At 34.3% G+C, this 18,522-nt stretch carries 20 protein-coding genes; all 20 read right to left on the reverse strand.

The window, feature by feature from the left end; all coding sequences use genetic code 11:
• Positions 1-76: 76 nt before the first annotated feature.
• Complete coding sequence (locus ACTJJ9_RS08240) at positions 77-868, reverse strand: phosphatidate cytidylyltransferase (RefSeq protein ID WP_095298174.1); 792 nt, start codon at positions 866-868, stop codon at positions 77-79.
• Positions 869-887: 19 nt separating this feature from the next.
• On the reverse strand, positions 888-1,667 hold the full coding sequence (locus ACTJJ9_RS08245; protein ID WP_095298176.1) for an isoprenyl transferase: 780 nt from the start codon (positions 1,665-1,667) through the stop codon (positions 888-890).
• A gap of 172 nt (positions 1,668-1,839) precedes the next feature.
• Positions 1,840-2,397, reverse strand: coding sequence for a ribosome recycling factor (gene frr, locus ACTJJ9_RS08250; protein WP_095298177.1), 558 nt, complete (start codon positions 2,395-2,397; stop codon positions 1,840-1,842).
• A 2-nt stretch (positions 2,398-2,399) separates the two neighbouring features.
• Positions 2,400-3,122, reverse strand: a complete 723-nt coding sequence (gene pyrH / locus ACTJJ9_RS08255; protein ID WP_095298178.1) for a UMP kinase — start codon at positions 3,120-3,122, stop codon at positions 2,400-2,402.
• Positions 3,123-3,357: 235 nt separating this feature from the next.
• Complete coding sequence (gene tsf, locus ACTJJ9_RS08260; protein ID WP_145580943.1) at positions 3,358-4,239, reverse strand: translation elongation factor Ts; 882 nt, start codon at positions 4,237-4,239, stop codon at positions 3,358-3,360.
• A 238-nt stretch (positions 4,240-4,477) separates the two neighbouring features.
• Positions 4,478-5,179 (reverse strand): 30S ribosomal protein S2, encoded by a 702-nt coding sequence (gene rpsB / locus ACTJJ9_RS08265; RefSeq protein ID WP_095298182.1) that lies wholly within the window; start codon positions 5,177-5,179, stop codon positions 4,478-4,480.
• Between the two features lie 223 nt (positions 5,180-5,402).
• Complete coding sequence (locus ACTJJ9_RS08270) at positions 5,403-5,927, reverse strand: hypothetical protein (protein WP_145580942.1); 525 nt, start codon at positions 5,925-5,927, stop codon at positions 5,403-5,405.
• A 12-nt stretch (positions 5,928-5,939) separates the two neighbouring features.
• A complete protein-coding gene (locus tag ACTJJ9_RS08275; RefSeq protein WP_145580941.1) occupies positions 5,940-6,245 on the reverse strand; it encodes a hypothetical protein in 306 nt (101 codons plus the stop codon).
• A gap of 308 nt (positions 6,246-6,553) precedes the next feature.
• On the reverse strand, positions 6,554-7,318 hold the full coding sequence (locus ACTJJ9_RS08280) for a FliA/WhiG family RNA polymerase sigma factor (protein WP_095298188.1): 765 nt from the start codon (positions 7,316-7,318) through the stop codon (positions 6,554-6,556).
• 85 nt (positions 7,319-7,403) lie between these two features.
• The gene (locus ACTJJ9_RS08285; protein WP_145580940.1) at positions 7,404-7,901 is read right to left on the reverse strand and encodes a chemotaxis protein CheD; all 498 of its coding nucleotides are present in this window, start codon (positions 7,899-7,901) and stop codon (positions 7,404-7,406) included.
• On the reverse strand, positions 7,894-8,535 hold the full coding sequence (locus ACTJJ9_RS08290) for a chemotaxis protein CheC (RefSeq protein ID WP_095298192.1): 642 nt from the start codon (positions 8,533-8,535) through the stop codon (positions 7,894-7,896). Before ACTJJ9_RS08290 ends, ACTJJ9_RS08285 begins: the two co-directional genes overlap by 8 nt.
• A gap of 11 nt (positions 8,536-8,546) precedes the next feature.
• Complete coding sequence (locus tag ACTJJ9_RS08295; protein ID WP_095298194.1) at positions 8,547-9,011, reverse strand: chemotaxis protein CheW; 465 nt, start codon at positions 9,009-9,011, stop codon at positions 8,547-8,549.
• A 72-nt stretch (positions 9,012-9,083) separates the two neighbouring features.
• A complete protein-coding gene (locus tag ACTJJ9_RS08300; protein WP_145580939.1) occupies positions 9,084-11,117 on the reverse strand; it encodes a chemotaxis protein CheA in 2,034 nt (677 codons plus the stop codon).
• 12 nt (positions 11,118-11,129) lie between these two features.
• Positions 11,130-12,227 (reverse strand): protein-glutamate methylesterase/protein-glutamine glutaminase, encoded by a 1,098-nt coding sequence (locus tag ACTJJ9_RS08305; RefSeq protein ID WP_095298298.1) that lies wholly within the window; start codon positions 12,225-12,227, stop codon positions 11,130-11,132.
• Between the two features lie 4 nt (positions 12,228-12,231).
• Positions 12,232-13,101: a MinD/ParA family protein gene (locus ACTJJ9_RS08310; protein WP_255451809.1), complete on the reverse strand. Its 870-nt coding sequence runs from the start codon at positions 13,099-13,101 to the stop codon at positions 12,232-12,234.
• Between the two features lie 4 nt (positions 13,102-13,105).
• Entirely contained in the window at positions 13,106-14,233 is a 1,128-nt protein-coding gene (gene flhF / locus ACTJJ9_RS08315) for a flagellar biosynthesis protein FlhF (RefSeq protein ID WP_145580937.1), read from the reverse strand.
• Entirely contained in the window at positions 14,230-16,266 is a 2,037-nt protein-coding gene (gene flhA / locus ACTJJ9_RS08320; RefSeq protein WP_095298199.1) for a flagellar biosynthesis protein FlhA, read from the reverse strand. The genes flhF and flhA overlap by 4 nt, the downstream gene beginning before the upstream one ends.
• Positions 16,267-16,383: 117 nt before the next feature.
• Complete coding sequence (flhB, locus tag ACTJJ9_RS08325) at positions 16,384-17,466, reverse strand: flagellar biosynthesis protein FlhB (protein ID WP_145580936.1); 1,083 nt, start codon at positions 17,464-17,466, stop codon at positions 16,384-16,386.
• Positions 17,453-18,244, reverse strand: a complete 792-nt coding sequence (fliR, locus tag ACTJJ9_RS08330; protein WP_145580935.1) for a flagellar biosynthetic protein FliR — start codon at positions 18,242-18,244, stop codon at positions 17,453-17,455. Before fliR ends, flhB begins: the two co-directional genes overlap by 14 nt.
• 2 nt (positions 18,245-18,246) lie before the next feature.
• Positions 18,247-18,516: a flagellar biosynthesis protein FliQ gene (gene fliQ, locus ACTJJ9_RS08335; protein WP_145580934.1), complete on the reverse strand. Its 270-nt coding sequence runs from the start codon at positions 18,514-18,516 to the stop codon at positions 18,247-18,249.
• Between the last annotated feature and the right edge of the window lie 6 nt (positions 18,517-18,522).

The raw sequence follows: 18,522 nt of genomic DNA on the forward strand, positions 1-18,522 counted from the left end.
ATAAAGGTTTGTTTTTTATATGCTACTAGCAAGATTAACCATCGAGAAAAGCAATTTATATTCAAATTCTCAATAATTAAAAAAGAATCCTTAGAAAATGTAAAATTGGTAAAACAAATAATAAGCTGTCAAATCTATCTAATATTCCACCATGTCCAGGAAGAATTTTCCCTGAGTCTTTCACTTGGTATTGACGTTTCAATGCCGATTCAACTAAATCACCAATTTGTCCAAAAATTGATAAAAAGATTGTAATAAACGTAATCGTTACATAATTGTCAAGAACACCTGTGAAGGCGTGATAGATCCAAGAAAAGATAACCGCGAATAAAACTCCGCCTAATGCACCTTCAACTGTTTTATTAGGGCTGATTTCCGGCCATAGCTTTCTTTTCCCCATTGCACGGCCAACAAAATAAGCACCAGAATCAGTTACCCATATCAATATTAATGCATAAAAAACAAGTTCTAGACCACCTGGAGATAAATTTCTCGTTTCAATAAGAAAGTAAAAGCCTATCCCTAAATAAAAAATAGCGATGGCAAGAAAGCCAACATCATCAAAAGTGAATTTGTTTTTTGTTACTACTGTGTAAGTAAGTAGTAGTAATAATGCAATCAAGGCAAATTCAGCTTTTGAAAATGTGAAATCCTTTAAATATGTTGAAGGGAGTAAAAGCACCCATAGGATAATTAAGCTGACAACACCCGGAATGCTCGCTAATGAGATTTTTTTCATTTTTAATAATTCATATAAAGCAATTGTCCCTAATAAATAAACAAATAGTGTAAAGGGTAGCCTCCCATATATAACAAATGGTAGAAAAATAGCTGCAGCTATTACTGCAGTAAGTATACGTTGTTTCATATCTTTATTTCATCACCTTTTATACGCCACCAAATCTGCGCCCTCTTTGTTGATAAGTGTGAATAGCTTGTAGTAAATTTTGTTCATTAAAATCCGGCCATAAAATATCTGTAAACCAAAATTCAGAATATGCCAGCTGCCATAACATAAAATTACTTAGCCTAATTTCACCACTTGTTCGGATTAACAAGTCAGGATCCTTCAATGACTGAGTCATTAAATAATTTGAAAAAACAGATTCATCAAGCTCATTTTCGTTAATCGATCCATCTTTTATATCTTGAACGATTTGTTGAACAGCTGTTACGATTTCAGCTCGACTCCCGTAATTCAAAGCAAAGTTTAAGATTAAACCAGTATTATTATCCGTATCTTTTATTGCTTTATTTACAGCTCTTAAAGTATGAGGTGGTAATTTATGTTTATCACCGATAATTCGAACTTGAACATTTTCCTCAATAAGTTCAGGCAAATAAGTGTTTAAAAATTCCTCGGGTAGTTTCATGATATAGTCTACCTCTGTTTTTGGCCTTTTCCAATTTTCTGTCGAGAAAGCATATAGGGTAAGTACTTTAACACCTAATTCGTTCGCTTGTTTCGTCACTTTGCGAACAACCTTCATCCCTTCATGGTGACCCGCTATTCTTGGAAGAGCTCGTTTCTTGGCCCATCTTCCATTACCGTCCATTATGATCGCGATATGTTCAGGTATTTCACCTTTTAAAACATCCTCTTTTTCAATTCTATCTTCATCTGTGGTTTGAGGATTATCTTTCCACCTTTTAAATAAATTGATCATGTGACTCCTCCATCACCCGTTAACAGTATTAACAAAAAAACCCCCTGTAAACATTAGAGGGTCTTCACATATTCTATTGTACCTATTTTTTAATCATTAGGAAACTATATTTTTCCTATAGACCGAATTAGCAAAGCTCACCAAGATATATTTAGGTACACTTTTTTAAAGATTAAACTTCCATGATCTCTTTTTCTTTATCTTTAGCAACATTATCAATTTTTACAATAAACTCATCTGTTAGCTTTTGAACATTATCCGTATTACTTCTTAATTCATCTTCTGTAATTTCGCCGTTTTTTTCTAATTTCTTTAATTCATCGTTTCCATCGCGTCTAATATTTCGGATCGCTACTTTTGCTTCCTCAGCATATTTTTTTACGAGCTTAACTAAATCTTTACGGCGTTCCTCTGTAAGTGCAGGAATCGATAAACGAATAATAGAACCATCATTTGCAGGTGTTAAGCCTAAATCTGATTTTAAAATAGCTTTCTCAATTTCACCTAAAACAGTTTTATCATAAGGTTGAATAACAAGCATTCTTGCTTCAGGAACGCTAATTGATGCCAATTGATTTACCGGTGTAGGTGCACCATAATAATCAACTGAAATTTTATCTAATAAATTTGCACTAGCTCTCCCTGCACGAACTGAAGCTAATTCACGACTAAGTGCAGAAACCGCTTTTTCCATTTTTTCTTTTGTTTGATTAAGTACTTGTTTAGCCAAGGTTATTTCCCCCTAACGATTGTTCCAATATTTTCGCCTGTTACAGCACGTTTAATGTTACCTTCTTCCATAATCGAGAAAACAATTAAAGGTATATCATTATCCATACATAAAGAGGAAGCCGTTGAATCCATAACAGCTAAACCTTCTTTAAGAACATCTAAATAAGATAATGTTTCATATTTAACTGCATCCTTATCGATACGTGGGTCAGCGCTATAAACACCATCAACATTATTTTTAGCCATTAAAATAACATCTGCTTCAATTTCTGCTGCTCGTAATGCAGCAGTTGTATCAGTTGAAAAGTAAGGATTTCCAGTACCTGCAGCAAAAATGACGACACGTTTTTTCTCAAGATGACGAATTGCTTTTCTTCTTATGTAAGGTTCAGCTACCTGTCTCATTTCAATCGAAGTTTGTACACGTGTTTGAATCCCTTGAGTTTCTAAGCTATCCTGTAAAGCAAGAGAATTCATTACAGTTGCTAGCATCCCCATATAGTCAGCTGTAGCACGGTCCATACCCATTTCACTACCTATTTTCCCTCGCCAAATATTACCTCCACCAACAACAACTGCTACCTCAACACCAAGCTCAGCAATTTCCTTCACTTGTTTAGCAATTGATTGGATAACCGTTGGATTAATTCCGAAGCCATTATCACCTGCAAGTGCTTCTCCACTTAGTTTTAATACAATACGTTGATATTTAGGATTACTCATAACTACCTCCAACTCAGTTTCCATACAATTCACCCATATTAAATGGTGAAAATCATAATAGGAACAAGTCTACATCTTCGTTTATAAACAGAATGTAGCTAAACAGTTTCTTGAACCTATGCTTGAAATATCTTACCTTTTAAAGAAGGGAACACAACAAGTGTTCCCTTTTCCATTTTAAGTCAATTATAATAGAAGCAGATCCTTAATCCACTCCTATTTTTTATAGGAGTAATTATTTTTTCACTTGACTCATAACTTCTTCAGCAAAGTTATCTTGTTTCTTTTCAATACCTTCTCCAACTTCATAGCGGATAAATGTTTTAACAGTTGCACCTTTAGATTCAACAAATTGCTTAACTTTTTGGTCTGGATTTTTAACGAAGCTTTGATCCAATAAACAAATATCCTCAAAATATTTGCCTAAACGTCCTTCAACCATTTTCGCTACAATATTTTCTGGTTTACCTTCGTTTAATGCTTGTTCTGTTAAAATTTTACGCTCATGTTCAGCTTCTTCAGCAGAAACTTGGTCACGTGAAATATACTTTGGATTTACAGCAGCAACATGCATTGCAACATCTTTTGCAGCATCTTCTTCTGTAGTTCCTTCTAATAATGTAAGAACACCGATTCGTCCACCCATATGTAAATAAGCACCGAACGCATCATTATCAGATTTAGTTACAACTGTAAAACGACGAAGAGTGATTTTCTCACCGATTTTTGCGATTGCAGAATTAATATAGTCTTCAACAGTTGAGCCATTTTCCATTGTTTCAGCAAGAGCTGCTTCAACAGTAGCAGGCTTTTTAGTAAGTAGGAAATCTGCAAGTCCATTGATTAATTCTTTGAATCCTTCGTTTTTCGCAACGAAGTCAGTTTCAGAGTTAACTTCTAAAATAACAGCTTCATTTCCTTCAACTTTAACTAAAGTTGAACCTTCAGCAGCAATACGGTCTGCCTTTTTCGCTGCCTTTGCAATACCTTTTTCACGTAGGTAATCAATCGCTTTGTCCATATCTCCGTTTGTTTCAGTTAACGCTTTTTTACAATCCATCATTCCAGCGCCAGTTTTTTCACGTAGTTCTTTTACCATTTGTGCAGTTACTGCCATAACGGTATTCCTCCTTAAGGTCAATTAATATAATGATTGTTTTTACTAAAATGTTCGGTGTTCATCAAGGAGCTTGATGGTCCATTCATAAGATACTTAATAATTTAAGGAAAAACCCTTCTATTATTAACTGTCTTATGCAATTTAATAACCATTTTACATAGCTGCCTTTATTCTGTATGTAATATGCTTAAAAAAAGGTGATAAAAGGCCAATTCCCCTTATCACCTTTTGCACATTAAGCAGGTGTTGTTTCTTCACCTTGTTTAGATTCTAAAATTGCATCTGCAATTTTTGCAGTTAGAAGCTTAACAGCGCGAATAGCATCATCATTTGCAGGAATTACGTAATCAATTTCATCCGGATCACAGTTTGTATCAACGATACCAACGATTGGGATATTTAATTTACGTGCTTCTGCAACAGCGATACGCTCTTTACGAGGATCGATAATAAATAATGCATCTGGTAATTGCTTCATGTCTTTAATTCCGCCTAGGAATTTTTCAAGACGCTCAAGCTCTTTTTTAAGTTGAACAACTTCTTTTTTAGGAAGAACTTCAAAAGTACCATCTTCTTGCATTCTTTGAATATCTTTTAAACGTTTAATACGCTTTTGGATTGTTTCAAAGTTAGTTAATGTACCACCTAACCAACGTTGGTTTACGTAGTACATTCCTGAACGTTCAGCTTCTTCCTTCACTGAATCTTGCGCTTGTTTTTTCGTACCAACGAAAAGAATAGTACCACCTTCAGCTCCAAGTTCTTTAACAAACTTGTATGCTTCTTCAACCTTTTTTACAGTCTTTTGAAGGTCGATAATATAAATTCCGTTACGCTCAGTAAAGATGTAACGTTTCATTTTTGGGTTCCAACGGCGTGTTTGATGACCGAAGTGAACACCTGCTTCAAGCAATTGCTTCATTGAAATAACTGACATGTGTATTTCCTCCTAATGGTTTTATTCTCCTCCGCTTATATCATCTTTAACCATAACTGTAAAAACAGCACCAATGATTAAATCTATAAACGTGTGTATTAACACCAAAAAATAATATACCATATCAAAATACGACAATCAAGGTTAAAGTTAAACTTCTTTCGATTTGCTTTTAAATAATTGAGAATTCAACTCTAGATAATATAGTTACTATGTTTTTCCCTTACCGAGATTGTCGAAACTTCACTAATAATTCGATTTCAGTTTTCCCTTTGTTTAATTTTTTTGCAATCTGTTCGACAGTATAACCATTTTTATAAAGATTTATCGCTTCTACTTCAAATGGTAGATCTTCTTTTTGCTTAGGATGATTGATTTCGATGACATCCTCAATTTCATCAATTTCATTCATATAATCTGGTAGCTCATCATTTGAAGCACCATCATTCTTCTCTAATTGCATTTTTAAACCACTATCCAACTTTAAGTGATTTTCTAATTGTGAGTCATTTTTCTCAGTATCAGGTACGTTATCTCTAGTAGCTTTCGTCAACTCGTTGATTAGTCGTTCATTTTCATCTTTCATTTCAATTAAAAAGCTAGTCATCGAGTTTTCTGCTTCTTCCAATAATGAGCTCTGTGAATCTGCAAGTTTTTTTATCGTTGCATATTTCGTATATAGGACAACAATAAAATAAAACGCAACGATATGTAATAGTAGACTAATTAATAGTAGAAATGTATTCATAGACAACCTCTCTTACCCGAAGAAATCAATCGTTTTCCCTTTATATGGATGGCTTTCAATTTCAGATTGTTTTTCATTCTTTTCTTTCTTTTCCTGCTGTTGGTGTTCTTGTTGATTTTTATTATCTCTTTTTAATTTCAATTTAGCACTACTACTATTTTCTGGTACCTTTGATCTTTTTATGTCAGTTTCTTTATTTATCGTATGTGCTAATTGATCATGAATAAGCTGACTTCTTTGGTTTAACTGTTCTTGAATTTTTCCAGCATCGTGTGTACGTGGAAGAGCAATTTGCATTTCAATATTTTTCAAACTCAAGAGTGTTCACTCCTTTTGAAAGCTTCGCCGCAACGTCTACAAATGTTTCCATCTATTAGTATAAACCATAATTTTTTTAAAAAGGCTCTTTATATAGAATTTGTATATAGCGAGAAGGAAATTCTGAGCTGATATGCCAATCCCCTCCAAAGATCAAGAAGAAACTTTTTTAATCACTACTAGTCGATAGAGCTTCAAAAAACAACGGAACTAAACTTAGATTAATAGAAATAAAAATCTCAAGCAACTAATCATAAAAAAATTAAGCGCCATATGATAGGCGCAAAGGATGATGGTTATTAAATTATTTAATGAATGACATTTTCAAGAATTTTTCTTAACTTAAATAATGCCTTTGAATGAATTTGCGATATTCTAGAGGTTGATAAATTCATCACTTGTCCGATTTCAGTCAAGGTTAATTCCTCTTTATAAAAAAAGCTAATAACTAGCTGCTCCTTTTCACTTAACTGCGTAATGACCTCAGATAACTGAGCAATTAGCTCCTCTTTTATCATTTTTTCTTCTGGTGTTTGCTGATTCTCATCTTTTATCGTAAACCCAACACCATCTCCATCTTCTTGATCAAACAAATGCTCATCGATTGAAAGGACGTTAGCAAAAAAACCTTCATTCATCACACTTACAACTTCACCTTCAGTAAGTCCTAATTCATTTGCAATTTCTTTTGAAGATACATTTCTTAAATGCTTTTGTTCTAATTTATCAATTGTGGCTTCTACTTTTTTCGCCTTTTCTCTTGAGCTTCGGGGTAACCAATCTTCTTTTCTAAGTCCATCAATAATTGCCCCCCTCACCCTGAATGATGCATACGTATCAAATTTTAAATCACGATTTGGATCAAACTTCTCCAACGCATCATATAAACCAAATAGGCCAAGACTCATTAAATCATCTTTGCTTACACTTTTAGGTAAACCAACAGAAATACGTTGTACATGATAAGAAACAAGGGGCATGTATTTTTTGATAAGAACATTACCTGCATGTGTATCACGTAAATTAATCCATTTTTGCCATATCACTTGTTCTTCAGTCATTGTAGCTTGCACTGATATGATCCCCCTAACTAACAATTATGAACGTATTCCTACTAAATCCTCTATAAAATAAAAGAATGATAAAACTATTAAATGTTTATATTAATTTCGTACCCTGATTAACTGTTCTTATCATTAATTCACATGATTTCGGATTAAATTCAATCGTTCTTCCACTATTTCCGCCAACATCTTCACTTATAAGTCTAATATTATATTTTCTTAATTGTTGTTTAATTGCCTCAACATTTCTTGGACCAATCCTCATCAAATCACTGGATGTTTGGAATTGAAACATTTGTGCCCCACCAGCCATTTTTGCCTGTAAATTCCTCTCTCTTGCTCCTGCTTTAATTAATCTGCTTATTAACTCTGGTATGGCAGTATCCGCGTATTTAGCAATGTTGACATTCGCTTTGTTTGCTAAGACTGAGTCAGGTAGCATTATATGTGCCAAGCCTGCTAATTCATTTGACTTATCAAATAATATTAAGCCTACACACGATCCTAAACCAGAAGTTCTTATTAGATTAGGTGCTTTTACAATATTTAAATCCGCTATCCCTACTTTAACTAGTTCGATAGATTCACACATCATCATGAACACCTAAAGCTGAAAAGAGCGTTTTAAATGAATCAGGATCAGGAAGGAGGAAGAAATGACCTTTTACTATATCGGCTTCCGAATGAATATCTTGCTCTTTAATAATTGTATCAATGACAATTGCATAATCACTTACTCGTGATAATTCAATTAACCCATAGCTTATGACTGCTCCAAACATATCGATAGAAAGAGCAGGTACTGAAGGAAATATCGATAGTTCTGTTAAATCAGATAAAGCAGATAGATAGGAGCCTGTTAAAATATTACCAAGCTCTTGAAATGCAGATAAACCAAGCTCATCATACTTTGACTGAAAGGTAAATTCATCATCAGAAATTAATTGCTTAATAAAATGTTCCGCTTGTTCAATACTTAAGACAAAAAACAATGAGCCAGGAATGTCTCCTTCTATGCGCAGAAACACGCTTGCAATTACTACTTCTGGCCCTCCTACCCACTCCATTAATTCATTAAACGATACAACTTTTACATTAGGCACATTCATATCAATCTTTTTATTTAATAATTTAGAGAGAGCAGTCGCAGAATGGCCTGCACCTATATTGCCTACCTCTTTCAAAACATCTAATTGCTTTGACGATATACTACTTATATAGTCCATTACTCATTCACCTACACATTGAGTAAAGAACGATTTTGATTCATATTTAATATTTCGTCTAAATCAAGCATAACTATTAATCTTTTATCAAGTTTTGCTACACCTTTGATATAATCAATTTCAATTGCCCCAACAACTTCAGGTGGAGGTTCAATCATATCTTCCTGAATATCAAGAACATCATTAGCTGCATCAACGATAAAGCCGACATCAATATCATCCTTTGATACAATAATCATTCTTGAGCTTTCGGAATTTTCAATCTCCTCTAACCCAAAACGTTTGCGTAAATCAATGACAGGTGTCACAACCCCTCTTAAGTTAATTACACCTTTTATATAAGGAGCTGTCCTCGGTACTCGTGTAATATGTTCGACTTTTTCAATTGATTGAACTTGTTGCACAGGAATCCCGTATTCCTCTTCTTGTAGTTGAAATACAATGACTTTAAGATCCCCTGATAAAATTTCACTCATTTGTAGACCACCTTCTTAAAATTAATCGTCAAAAAATAGCAACATATATCTTTCAATTTCAATTAACTAGAATTATTTAATTAAAGAATTACAGTCAACAATAAGTGCTACTTGTCCATCACCTAAAATCGTTGCACCTGAAATAGCAAAAACAGAATCTAAGTAATTCCCAAGTGATTTAAGTACGATCTCTTGTTGGCCAATAAATGAATCTACCACTAATGCAGCCATTTTTTCACCTTTACGAACGATAATAATCGATACAAAGTCATCATTATTATTTTTAACTGGAACCTCAAAAATTTCAGTTAAATAAACTAAAGGAACAATTTTTCCGCGAAAATCTATGACCTTTTGATTATGCGCTTGAAGGATTTCCTCTTTTTTAATAACAGCCGTTTCAATAATCGATGATAAAGGAATGGCATATTTTTCATTTTGTAATTCCACAAGCATGACAGAAATAATAGAAAGTGTAAGTGGCAGCTGTATTGAGAATAATGAGCCTTTCCCTTCTTCAGCATCAATTGAAACAGTACCACCAAGTGATTCAATCGTACTTTTCACAACATCTAATCCTACGCCGCGACCAGAAATATCTGAAATTTTATCAGCAGTAGAAAAACCTGATGAGAAAATTAATTCATACACTTGATTATCTGTTAATGTTGCTGCAATTTGCTCTGTCACTACTCCCCGATCAATCGCCTTTGCAAGAACACGCTCACGGTTAATTCCAGCACCATCATCTTCAATTTCAATGAATACGTGATTTCCGCTATGGTAAGCTCTTAAGACAACATTTCCAACTTCAGGCTTTCCTTTTTTCAAACGCTCCTCTGGCATTTCAATACCGTGATCAATTGCATTGCGTAGTAAATGTACTAACGGATCACCTATTTCATCAATTACAGTTCGATCTAATTCCGTTTCAGCACCAATTATTTCTAAATTAATTTGTTTATTTAAATCTTTTGCAAGCTGACGAATCATTCTTGGGAAACGATTAAACACTGTTTCAACAGGGACCATTCGCATATTCAAGATTATATTTTGCAAGTCACCTGATATCCTTGACATTCTTTCAACTGTTTCATCTAATTCACTATTATTTAAATCCTTTGAAATTTGCTCAAGTCTACCTCGATCAATAACCAATTCTTCAAATAAATTCATTAAAATGTCTAAACGTTCGATATTTACACGTATTGTTTTTGAACTCGTCGTCGTTACTTGCTTTGATACGGATTTCTTCTCTGCCTTTTCCTCTTTAGCAATTTCTTCTTTCTTAGGTGTAGCTGTAGCAGCTTCATCCTTAACGTTTTGATTCATCATAGTTTCAGGCTCAATGGTCGTTATACTTACATTGTCAATTTCTGAAACCTTCATCACTTTTAATTTAATGTCCTCAGCAGACTCCTTTGATACGATTGCGACAGAAAATTGTGAATCAAACTTTTCTTCTTCCAGCATGTCAACAGATGGAACTGATTTAATAACTTCCCCAAGCTGCTCAAGTATTTCAAAAACCATAAAAACCCTTGCAGCCTTTAATAAACAATCTTCACGCAAATTGATCGTTAACTCGTAAGCAGTAAACCCCTGCTCCTTTGACTGTTGAATAACAGTAAACTCAAAGTCATCGTATTCTTGTTTTGCCTGTGAAGGAGATTCTAGTGTTGCAGCAACTTGATTTTCTGCTAGTTTACTAGCATCAAGATCACTGCCACCATTTTCAATATTTTTAAGCATCGTTAAAACTGCTGAAACATCCTTCTTTCCATCTCCACCCTCAGCAATTGAAAAGACCATTTCCTCTAAATCATCAACAGCAGCAAAAACCGCATCAAAAACTGCAGAAGTAACAGTTAATTTTTCATTTCGAATAGCATCTAACACATTTTCCATTTGATGTGTTAAATTTGCCAAATCCTCATATCCCATCGTTGCGCTCATACCTTTTAATGTATGGGCAGAACGAAAAATTTCATTTACAATCGATAAATCATTAGGATTTTTTTCTAGTTCTAATAATTTTTCGTTACAAGCCTGTAGATGCTCTTTGCTTTCTTCAATAAAAACCTCTAAGTATTGATTCAATTCCATAAGGTGACACCCCTATTTTTTTATAAAATTCATGATTGAAGCTGCAATATCTTCTACATGTTCAACTTTGTCAACAAGTTGGGTAGCATATGCTGATTTAGGCATACCATAAACAACAGCAGTTTGTTCTGATTCCGAAATTGCATCAACAATTCCAGTCGTTTTCAACCGTTTTAATCCTTCCGTTCCATCAGATCCCATGCCTGTCATAATTACTGCAACTTTATAGTAATTCTTTAACTGACTAATTGATTCAAACATCACATCAACTGAAGGTCTATGTCCATTTCTTATTTCCGATTTATCAACTTTAATGACTAGTGAAGTACCTGTTTGAATGACGTGCATATGAGAACCACCGGGTGCAATATATGCTGTTCCTTTTTTAACAATTTCGCCATTTTCAGCTTCTTTAACAGTAATCAAAGACATCGAATTTAAACGATTTGCTAAGGAATTCGTAAATCCTGGAGGCATATGCTGTACGATGAAAATAGGTGCATCAATATCTTTAGGTAACTTCGGTAACACATGTTGTAAGGCTCTAGGGCCTCCAGTTGATGTTCCGATACAAACAATTTTATCTTTTAGTCTTTTTTCCTCAGAGTAAGTAGTACTTTTCTCACTGTATGTGTCTATTTTACTATACTCTTTAATTTGGTGGGGGATATTTTTTTCATTTCTTACTAGAATTTGTTTATTTTTGAAGTTAGCTGTTACTGCTAACTTTACTTTTTCTTTCAGTTGTTCCTTTATCTTAAATAAGTCTAAAGAAATTGCACCAGAAGGCTTTGCAATAAAATCAAATGCACCATATTGTAACGATTTAATTGTATTATCGGTTCCTTCTTTCGTTGTGCTTGATAACATAATGACAGGCCTTGGATATTTTCGCATAATTTCCTTTAATGCCTCTAGTCCATTCATAATAGGCATTTCGACATCCATCGTCACAACATCTGGGTTTAGCAATTCAATTTTTTTTAATCCATCTTGCCCATTTCTTGCTGTACCGATAACCTCAATACTTTCTTCCTCTTGAAGAAAGTCTGTAATAAGTTTCCTCATGAAAGCAGAATCATCTACTATCAACACTCGTATTTTTTTCATCATTTTACCTACCTTTCATGAAGAAATTTTTTAATTTCGCTATAAAAGGTGTTTTTTGATAAACAGCTGAATCTAAGGAACTCGTTCTCATCAAAAATTCATTTGAAAGAGTTGCAATCGCTTTACTGGCAGGGCAATTTGGTTGAAACTGCACAAATGGTTTTTGATTAATAACAGCTTTCATTATCGTAGAATCATCCGGAATCATACCAAGTAAAGTTATTTCTCTCTGCATGAAACTAGTCATCGCGTTCGCTAACCTCTTAAAGGTTGTTTCGCCAACCTTTTGATTGAATACTCGATTAATCACAAGTGTAAATGGAATCGTTGAATCCTTTAGAGTAATATATTTCATTGCAGCATACGCATCTGTTATCGCTGTTGGTTCTGGTGTTGTAATGACAATAATTTCATCAACAGCGAGAATAAATTGTATGCTATCCTCAGAAATTCCGGCGCCCATATCAAAAATAACAAAATCATATGCTTTAAATAACAGCTCTAATTCACTTGTAAATCGTTCAAATTTTCCGTCATCGAGCTTGAAAATGGTCCCCAAGCCAGTTCCCCCTGAAATATAATCAAGTCCAGATGGGTCATTTTTTATAATATCAATGAGAGATAATTGCTTTTCAAAGTAATCAACAATTGAATAGGGAGAGCTCTCACCTACTAAAATATCGATATTACCCATTCCAATATCCAAATCGAATAACAAAACTCTTTTCCCTAACGCTTGTAAGGATAGTGAGAAGTTTAACGAAAAGTTTGATTTGCCAACTCCTCCTTTACCACTTACAACTGCGATAGATTTTGCTTGAGATTTTAATGCCATTAACCGTTCTCTTAAACGCGCTGCTTGATCGTTCACCATATCACTACCTCAATATCTGTTCGACTATACGTTCTTTAGTTGCCATTTCGATATCATCTGGGACATTTTGACCATGTGTTGTATATGCTATACCTTTTTTAGTGCGAATCATCACGTCTAATAATGGACCTCTCGTTGAGGTTTCATCAAGCTTTGTAAAAATTAGCTTATTAATAGGAATAACGGAAAATTGCTCATATACTGCTAGCATATCGGAAGGCTTAGCAGTTGCTGCTAATACAAGAAAGGTTTCCATCTCATCATTAAAATCGATAATTTTCTGCAAATCATCAACATATTGTGATTCTAGAAAATTTCTTCCTGCAGTATCAATTAAGATGTAATCATAGTTAGCCAATTTTTCTTTCGCGTTTTTGAAATCGTCAAGATTGTAGCAAACCTCAATTGGAACATTTAAGATTTTTGCATATGTTTTTAACTGGTCAATTGCCGCAATTCTAAAAGTGTCTGTTGTAATAAACGCAACTTTTTTTCTTTTCTCAATGACGCATTCGGCCGCAAGCTTAGCTAACGTAGTAGTTTTGCCGACACCTGTTGGCCCTATTACATTAATGTATTTTTTTTGATAAGAGATTCCCCCAAAGGATAAATCACTTAATTGTGCTTCAAAAAATTCATATTGTTTTTCTTTTAACTGTTGGAAAGTAGCCGCACCGTTTTGCTCATACCAAAATTCTAATAGTTTGGCCATCATTTCGTTTCTTAATCGTGAATGAACCTCTTGATTTTTCATTTGTTCGAGAATTTCCTTTAAAGGTTCTGGATACATATTACTTTGCTCTGTAGTTGGGATAGATTGGAGCATATTTTTTAGTTCTTTTATCTCCATGACCAAATCATCATTCGGTTGTTTAATTACTTGAGGATTTTCAACCATCATTTTTGGCTGTTCATTTATAAATGGTGCAGGCTTCTTTTTTGGTTTCTGCTGTGATGGAACATCAGGATCCATCGCAGCAATCACTTCAATTTTCTTTTTCGTGAAAAGACCAAAAAAACCACCTGTATTAACTTCCTTTGAATTTAAAATAACCGCGTCATTTCCCATCTCTGAACGAATTTTCTTCATAGCCTCTTGCATTGATGGTGCGATATATTTTTTTACCTTCAATCTACATTCACCACCCCAACACTTTGTACTTCAACATTTGCTTCTAATTCATTATAGGATAAGATTGGAACGTGCGGGAAATAGCGATCCGTAAGCTGCCTTACATACATTCTTACAGCAGGTGAACATAAAATAATTGGTGTTTGCTGCTGTAATGAAAGCATTTCAACTTCCTTCGCTATTGCCTCAATGATTGCTTGTGAAATTTCTGGGCTTAATGATAAGTAATTTCCATGTTCTGTTTGCTGTACACCTTCTGCAACCATTTTTTCAACTTTCCCTGATAATGTCACAACTTTTAAAAGTTGATCTTGGTCAACATATTGCGACGTTATTTGTTTCGCAAGTGCTTGTCTTACATACTCACCTAATAGCTCAGAATCAGAAGTCATTTTACCAAAGTCAGCCAATGTTTCGAAAATAACTGGTAAGTTTCGAATCGAAACTTTTTCTCGTAAAAGCTTCGCTAACACCTTTTGGATATCCCCGATACTTAGTGGAGTTGGTGTAACTTCCTCTACTAATATCGGATATGATTCCTTCAAATGATCGATTAATTGTTTTGTTTCTTGTCTTCCAAGTAATTCATGTGCATTTTGCTTCAGTACTTCAGTAATATGTGTTGAAACGACAGAAGGTGGATCGACAACAGTGTAGCCATACATTTCTGCAGTGTCTTTTACCTCTTCAGTAATCCATTTAGCTGGTAAGCCAAATGATGGTTCAACAGTATCTATTCCTTCTATTGAATCTTCTTCCATTCCAGGAGCCATTGCTAAAAAGTGATCAAGTAAAATCTCACCTTTTGCAACTTCATTCCCCTTAATTTTCAATCGATATTCATTTGGCTGCAACTGAATATTATCCCGGATTCGAACAACTGGTATGACAATTCCAAATTCGATAGCTAATTGTCTCCGGATCATGACGACACGATCGAGTAAATCACCACCCTGATTCGTATCAGCTAATGGAATTAACCCATAGCCAAATTCAAATTCAATCGGATCAATGTTTAAAAGATTAACAACACTTTCTGGACTTTTCATTTCATCCATCTCAATCTCTTGTTCAACCTCGTCTTCATCTTGAACAGGTAATTCTTTAGATTTTGCTATCCGATATCCGGCAAAAGCGATTAAGCCTGCAATTGGTAATGTTAGGAAGATTCCAATTGGAGTAAACAAGCCCAATAAAAATATTGTTCCTGCAGCAACATATAGCATTTTTGGATAGGCAAATAATTGTGCTGTAATGTCAGCTCCAAGATTTCCATCTGAAGCCGCTCTTGTTACGACAATACCAGTCGCTGTCGAAATCAATAATGCGGGAATTTGGCTAACGATTCCGTCCCCGACTGTTAACATTGTATAATGAGACGCTGACTCTTGAAGCGACATTCCGTTTTGCATCATTCCAATTATGATACCAAATAGCATATTAATTAATACCATTAAGATACCAGCAATCGCATCTCCCTTAACAAACTTACTAGCACCATCCATTGCCCCGTAAAAATCTGCTTCATTTGCAACTTTTTCACGTCGTTCTCTTGCCTGTTGCTCAGAAATCATCCCAGCATTTAAATCCGCGTCAATACTCATTTGCTTACCAGGCATTGCATCGAGTGTAAAACGTGCTGCAACTTCAGATACACGCTCAGACCCTTTTGTAATAACAATAAACTGAATAACGATTAAAATGATGAATACAACCATTCCTACAAGTACATTTCCGCCCGTTACAAACGTTCCAAATGTTTCAACAACCTTCCCTGCATCACCTTCCGCTAAAATTGCCCGTGTAGTTGATACGTTTAATCCAAGACGAAATAACGTTAACAATAGGATTAACGAGGGAAAGATTGAGAATTCCAATGGTTCTTTCATATTCATTGACGTAAGGATGACTAACAAAGCAAGAGATATATTAATAATAATTAAAAAACTTAATAACCATCCCGGAAAAGGTATGATAAGCATAGCAACAATTAAAATAACACTTAATAAAACTGATAAATCTCTTGCTTTCATGTTTTTTCTCTCCTTAGTACCAAATAAACATGGTGTTATATTGGTTGCAATTGCTAAAATTTAAAAACAACATTCTTTCATTCTTACTATCTGACAAGCTTTTATATAATAAATCAATTAAATGATCGATTTAGATTGGTATACATAGGCGATAATCTCTGCCACTGCTTGGAAAAACTCTTCAGGAACCGCTTGTCCAATATCTACTTGAGCGTATAATGCCCTTGCTAGAGGTCGATTTTCCACCATCATGACATCGTTAGCTTTAGCGATTTCTTTTATTTTTTGTGCAACCAAGTCCACACCCATTGCAACAACATATGGTGCATCCATTTTTGATTCGTCATATTTTAAAGCTATGGCATAATGAGTAGGGTTTGTAATGACAACATCAGCAGTTGGAATCTCCTGCATCATTCTCCTCATTGACATCTCCCTTTGCCTTTGCTTAATTTTCGATTTTATCAGTGGGTCACCTTCAGATTTTTTATATTCATCTTTAATATCTTGCTTAGACATTCTCAGATTTTTTTCATAATCATATCTTTGGTATAAATAGTCTAATAGAGCAAGTAAAAGCAATGCTCCTGAAGCATATAAACCCATCTTTACTGTAAGTGATGCGATAAATGCAAATGATTGTTCAACGGTCATTTGCGACAAACGTAATACGTTATCCATCTCTAACCAAATCACCATAAACGTTACAAATCCTACAAATGATATTTTTAATAATGATTTTAATAATTCTACTAATGCACGAATTGAATAGATTCGTTTAAAGCCTTGAATTGGATCTAATTTATTTAACTTCATTTGAATGGATTCTGTTGAAAATAAAAAACCAACCTGTAAATAATTCGCTAAAACTCCAGCAACTATTGCAACGAGCATGATCGGAGCTAAAATGATTCCTGCTTGATAAACAATTGTTGAAAATAAATTTTGGATATTTTGACTCGTAATATCCATGAGTAAGTAATCTTGGAAAATCCCTCTCATCATTTTGATGATTCCGTCTCTCATAAACGTACCGATAAATAAGAATGATAGAAATATCGTTAACAATGATAATGCGGTATTAACATCAGCACTTTTCGCTACTTGTCCCTTTTTTCTAGCATCTGCCTTTTTCCGTGGTGTTGCCTTCTCTGTCTTCTCTCCAGAAAAGAATTGTAAATCTAACTTAATTAGTTCCATTACCTATTCCTCCAAACAACTCCATAAGGCCACGCATTGTATAGGTCATTGTTTCAAAAAGATGCTGCATTAGGACAAATAGTGCACCCATGACTAAAATGAGCATAATAAAGCTAACTCCGACCTTTAAAGGCAAGCCAACTACAAAAATATTAAGCTGCGGAACAGTTCTCGCTACAATACCTAACGCTATATCGACCAAAAATAATGATCCAACGACAGGAATCGACATTTGAAAGGCAATGATAAACATTGAGTTAAAAGATTGGACAATAAACTCAACGACATTTTCATTCCCTAATGGTAAATAAAGTTGATCGATTGGAACAAATTGATAACTATAAAAAACACCATCTAATAAAAGGTGATGTGCATTTATACTAATCATTAAAAGAAGTGCAAATGTATATAAAAATTGACCTATTAATGGACTTTGTACCCCTGTTTGCGGGTCTATCACATTTGCGATCGCAAAACCCATTTGAAAATCAATGAAGCTTCCTGCAATTTGAACTGCTGCAATAATAAAATAAGCAGAAAAACCAATGAGTAATCCAAATAGTGCCTCTTTTAAGATAAGCATGAAAAAATGTCCATCAATTTCGATAGTAGGTAAATCCAAAGTAAAAAACATAATCCAAGCTAGAAAAAAGGAAAACCCAATTTTGTGGATATTTGGGATATTTCGATACGAAAAAAATGGCAGTGTTACAAAAAATGCTGTAATTCTAATAAACACTAATAAAAATCCAGGAAAATTTTCAATAATTGTTGTCATGTTTATCCCACAAACCTATTTAAGTTACCAAATATATCTTTTGCATAGGATACAATTGTTGTAAGCATCCATGGTCCGAAGAAAATTAAGCCGAATAATACCGCAACAATTTTCGGAATAAATGCAAGGGTCTGTTCTTGAATTTGCGTTGTAGCCTGAAAAATACTAACAACTAATCCAATCACCAATGCAATTAGAAGTAATGGACCACATATAATTAATGTTGTATATACAGCTTTTTCTGCTAAAGAAATGACAAACTCTGAACTCATATGTCC

It is taken from the genome of Metabacillus sp. 22489 (assembly GCF_052044855.1).
Taxonomy (GTDB): Bacteria; Bacillota; Bacilli; order Bacillales; family Bacillaceae; genus Metabacillus; species Metabacillus niabensis.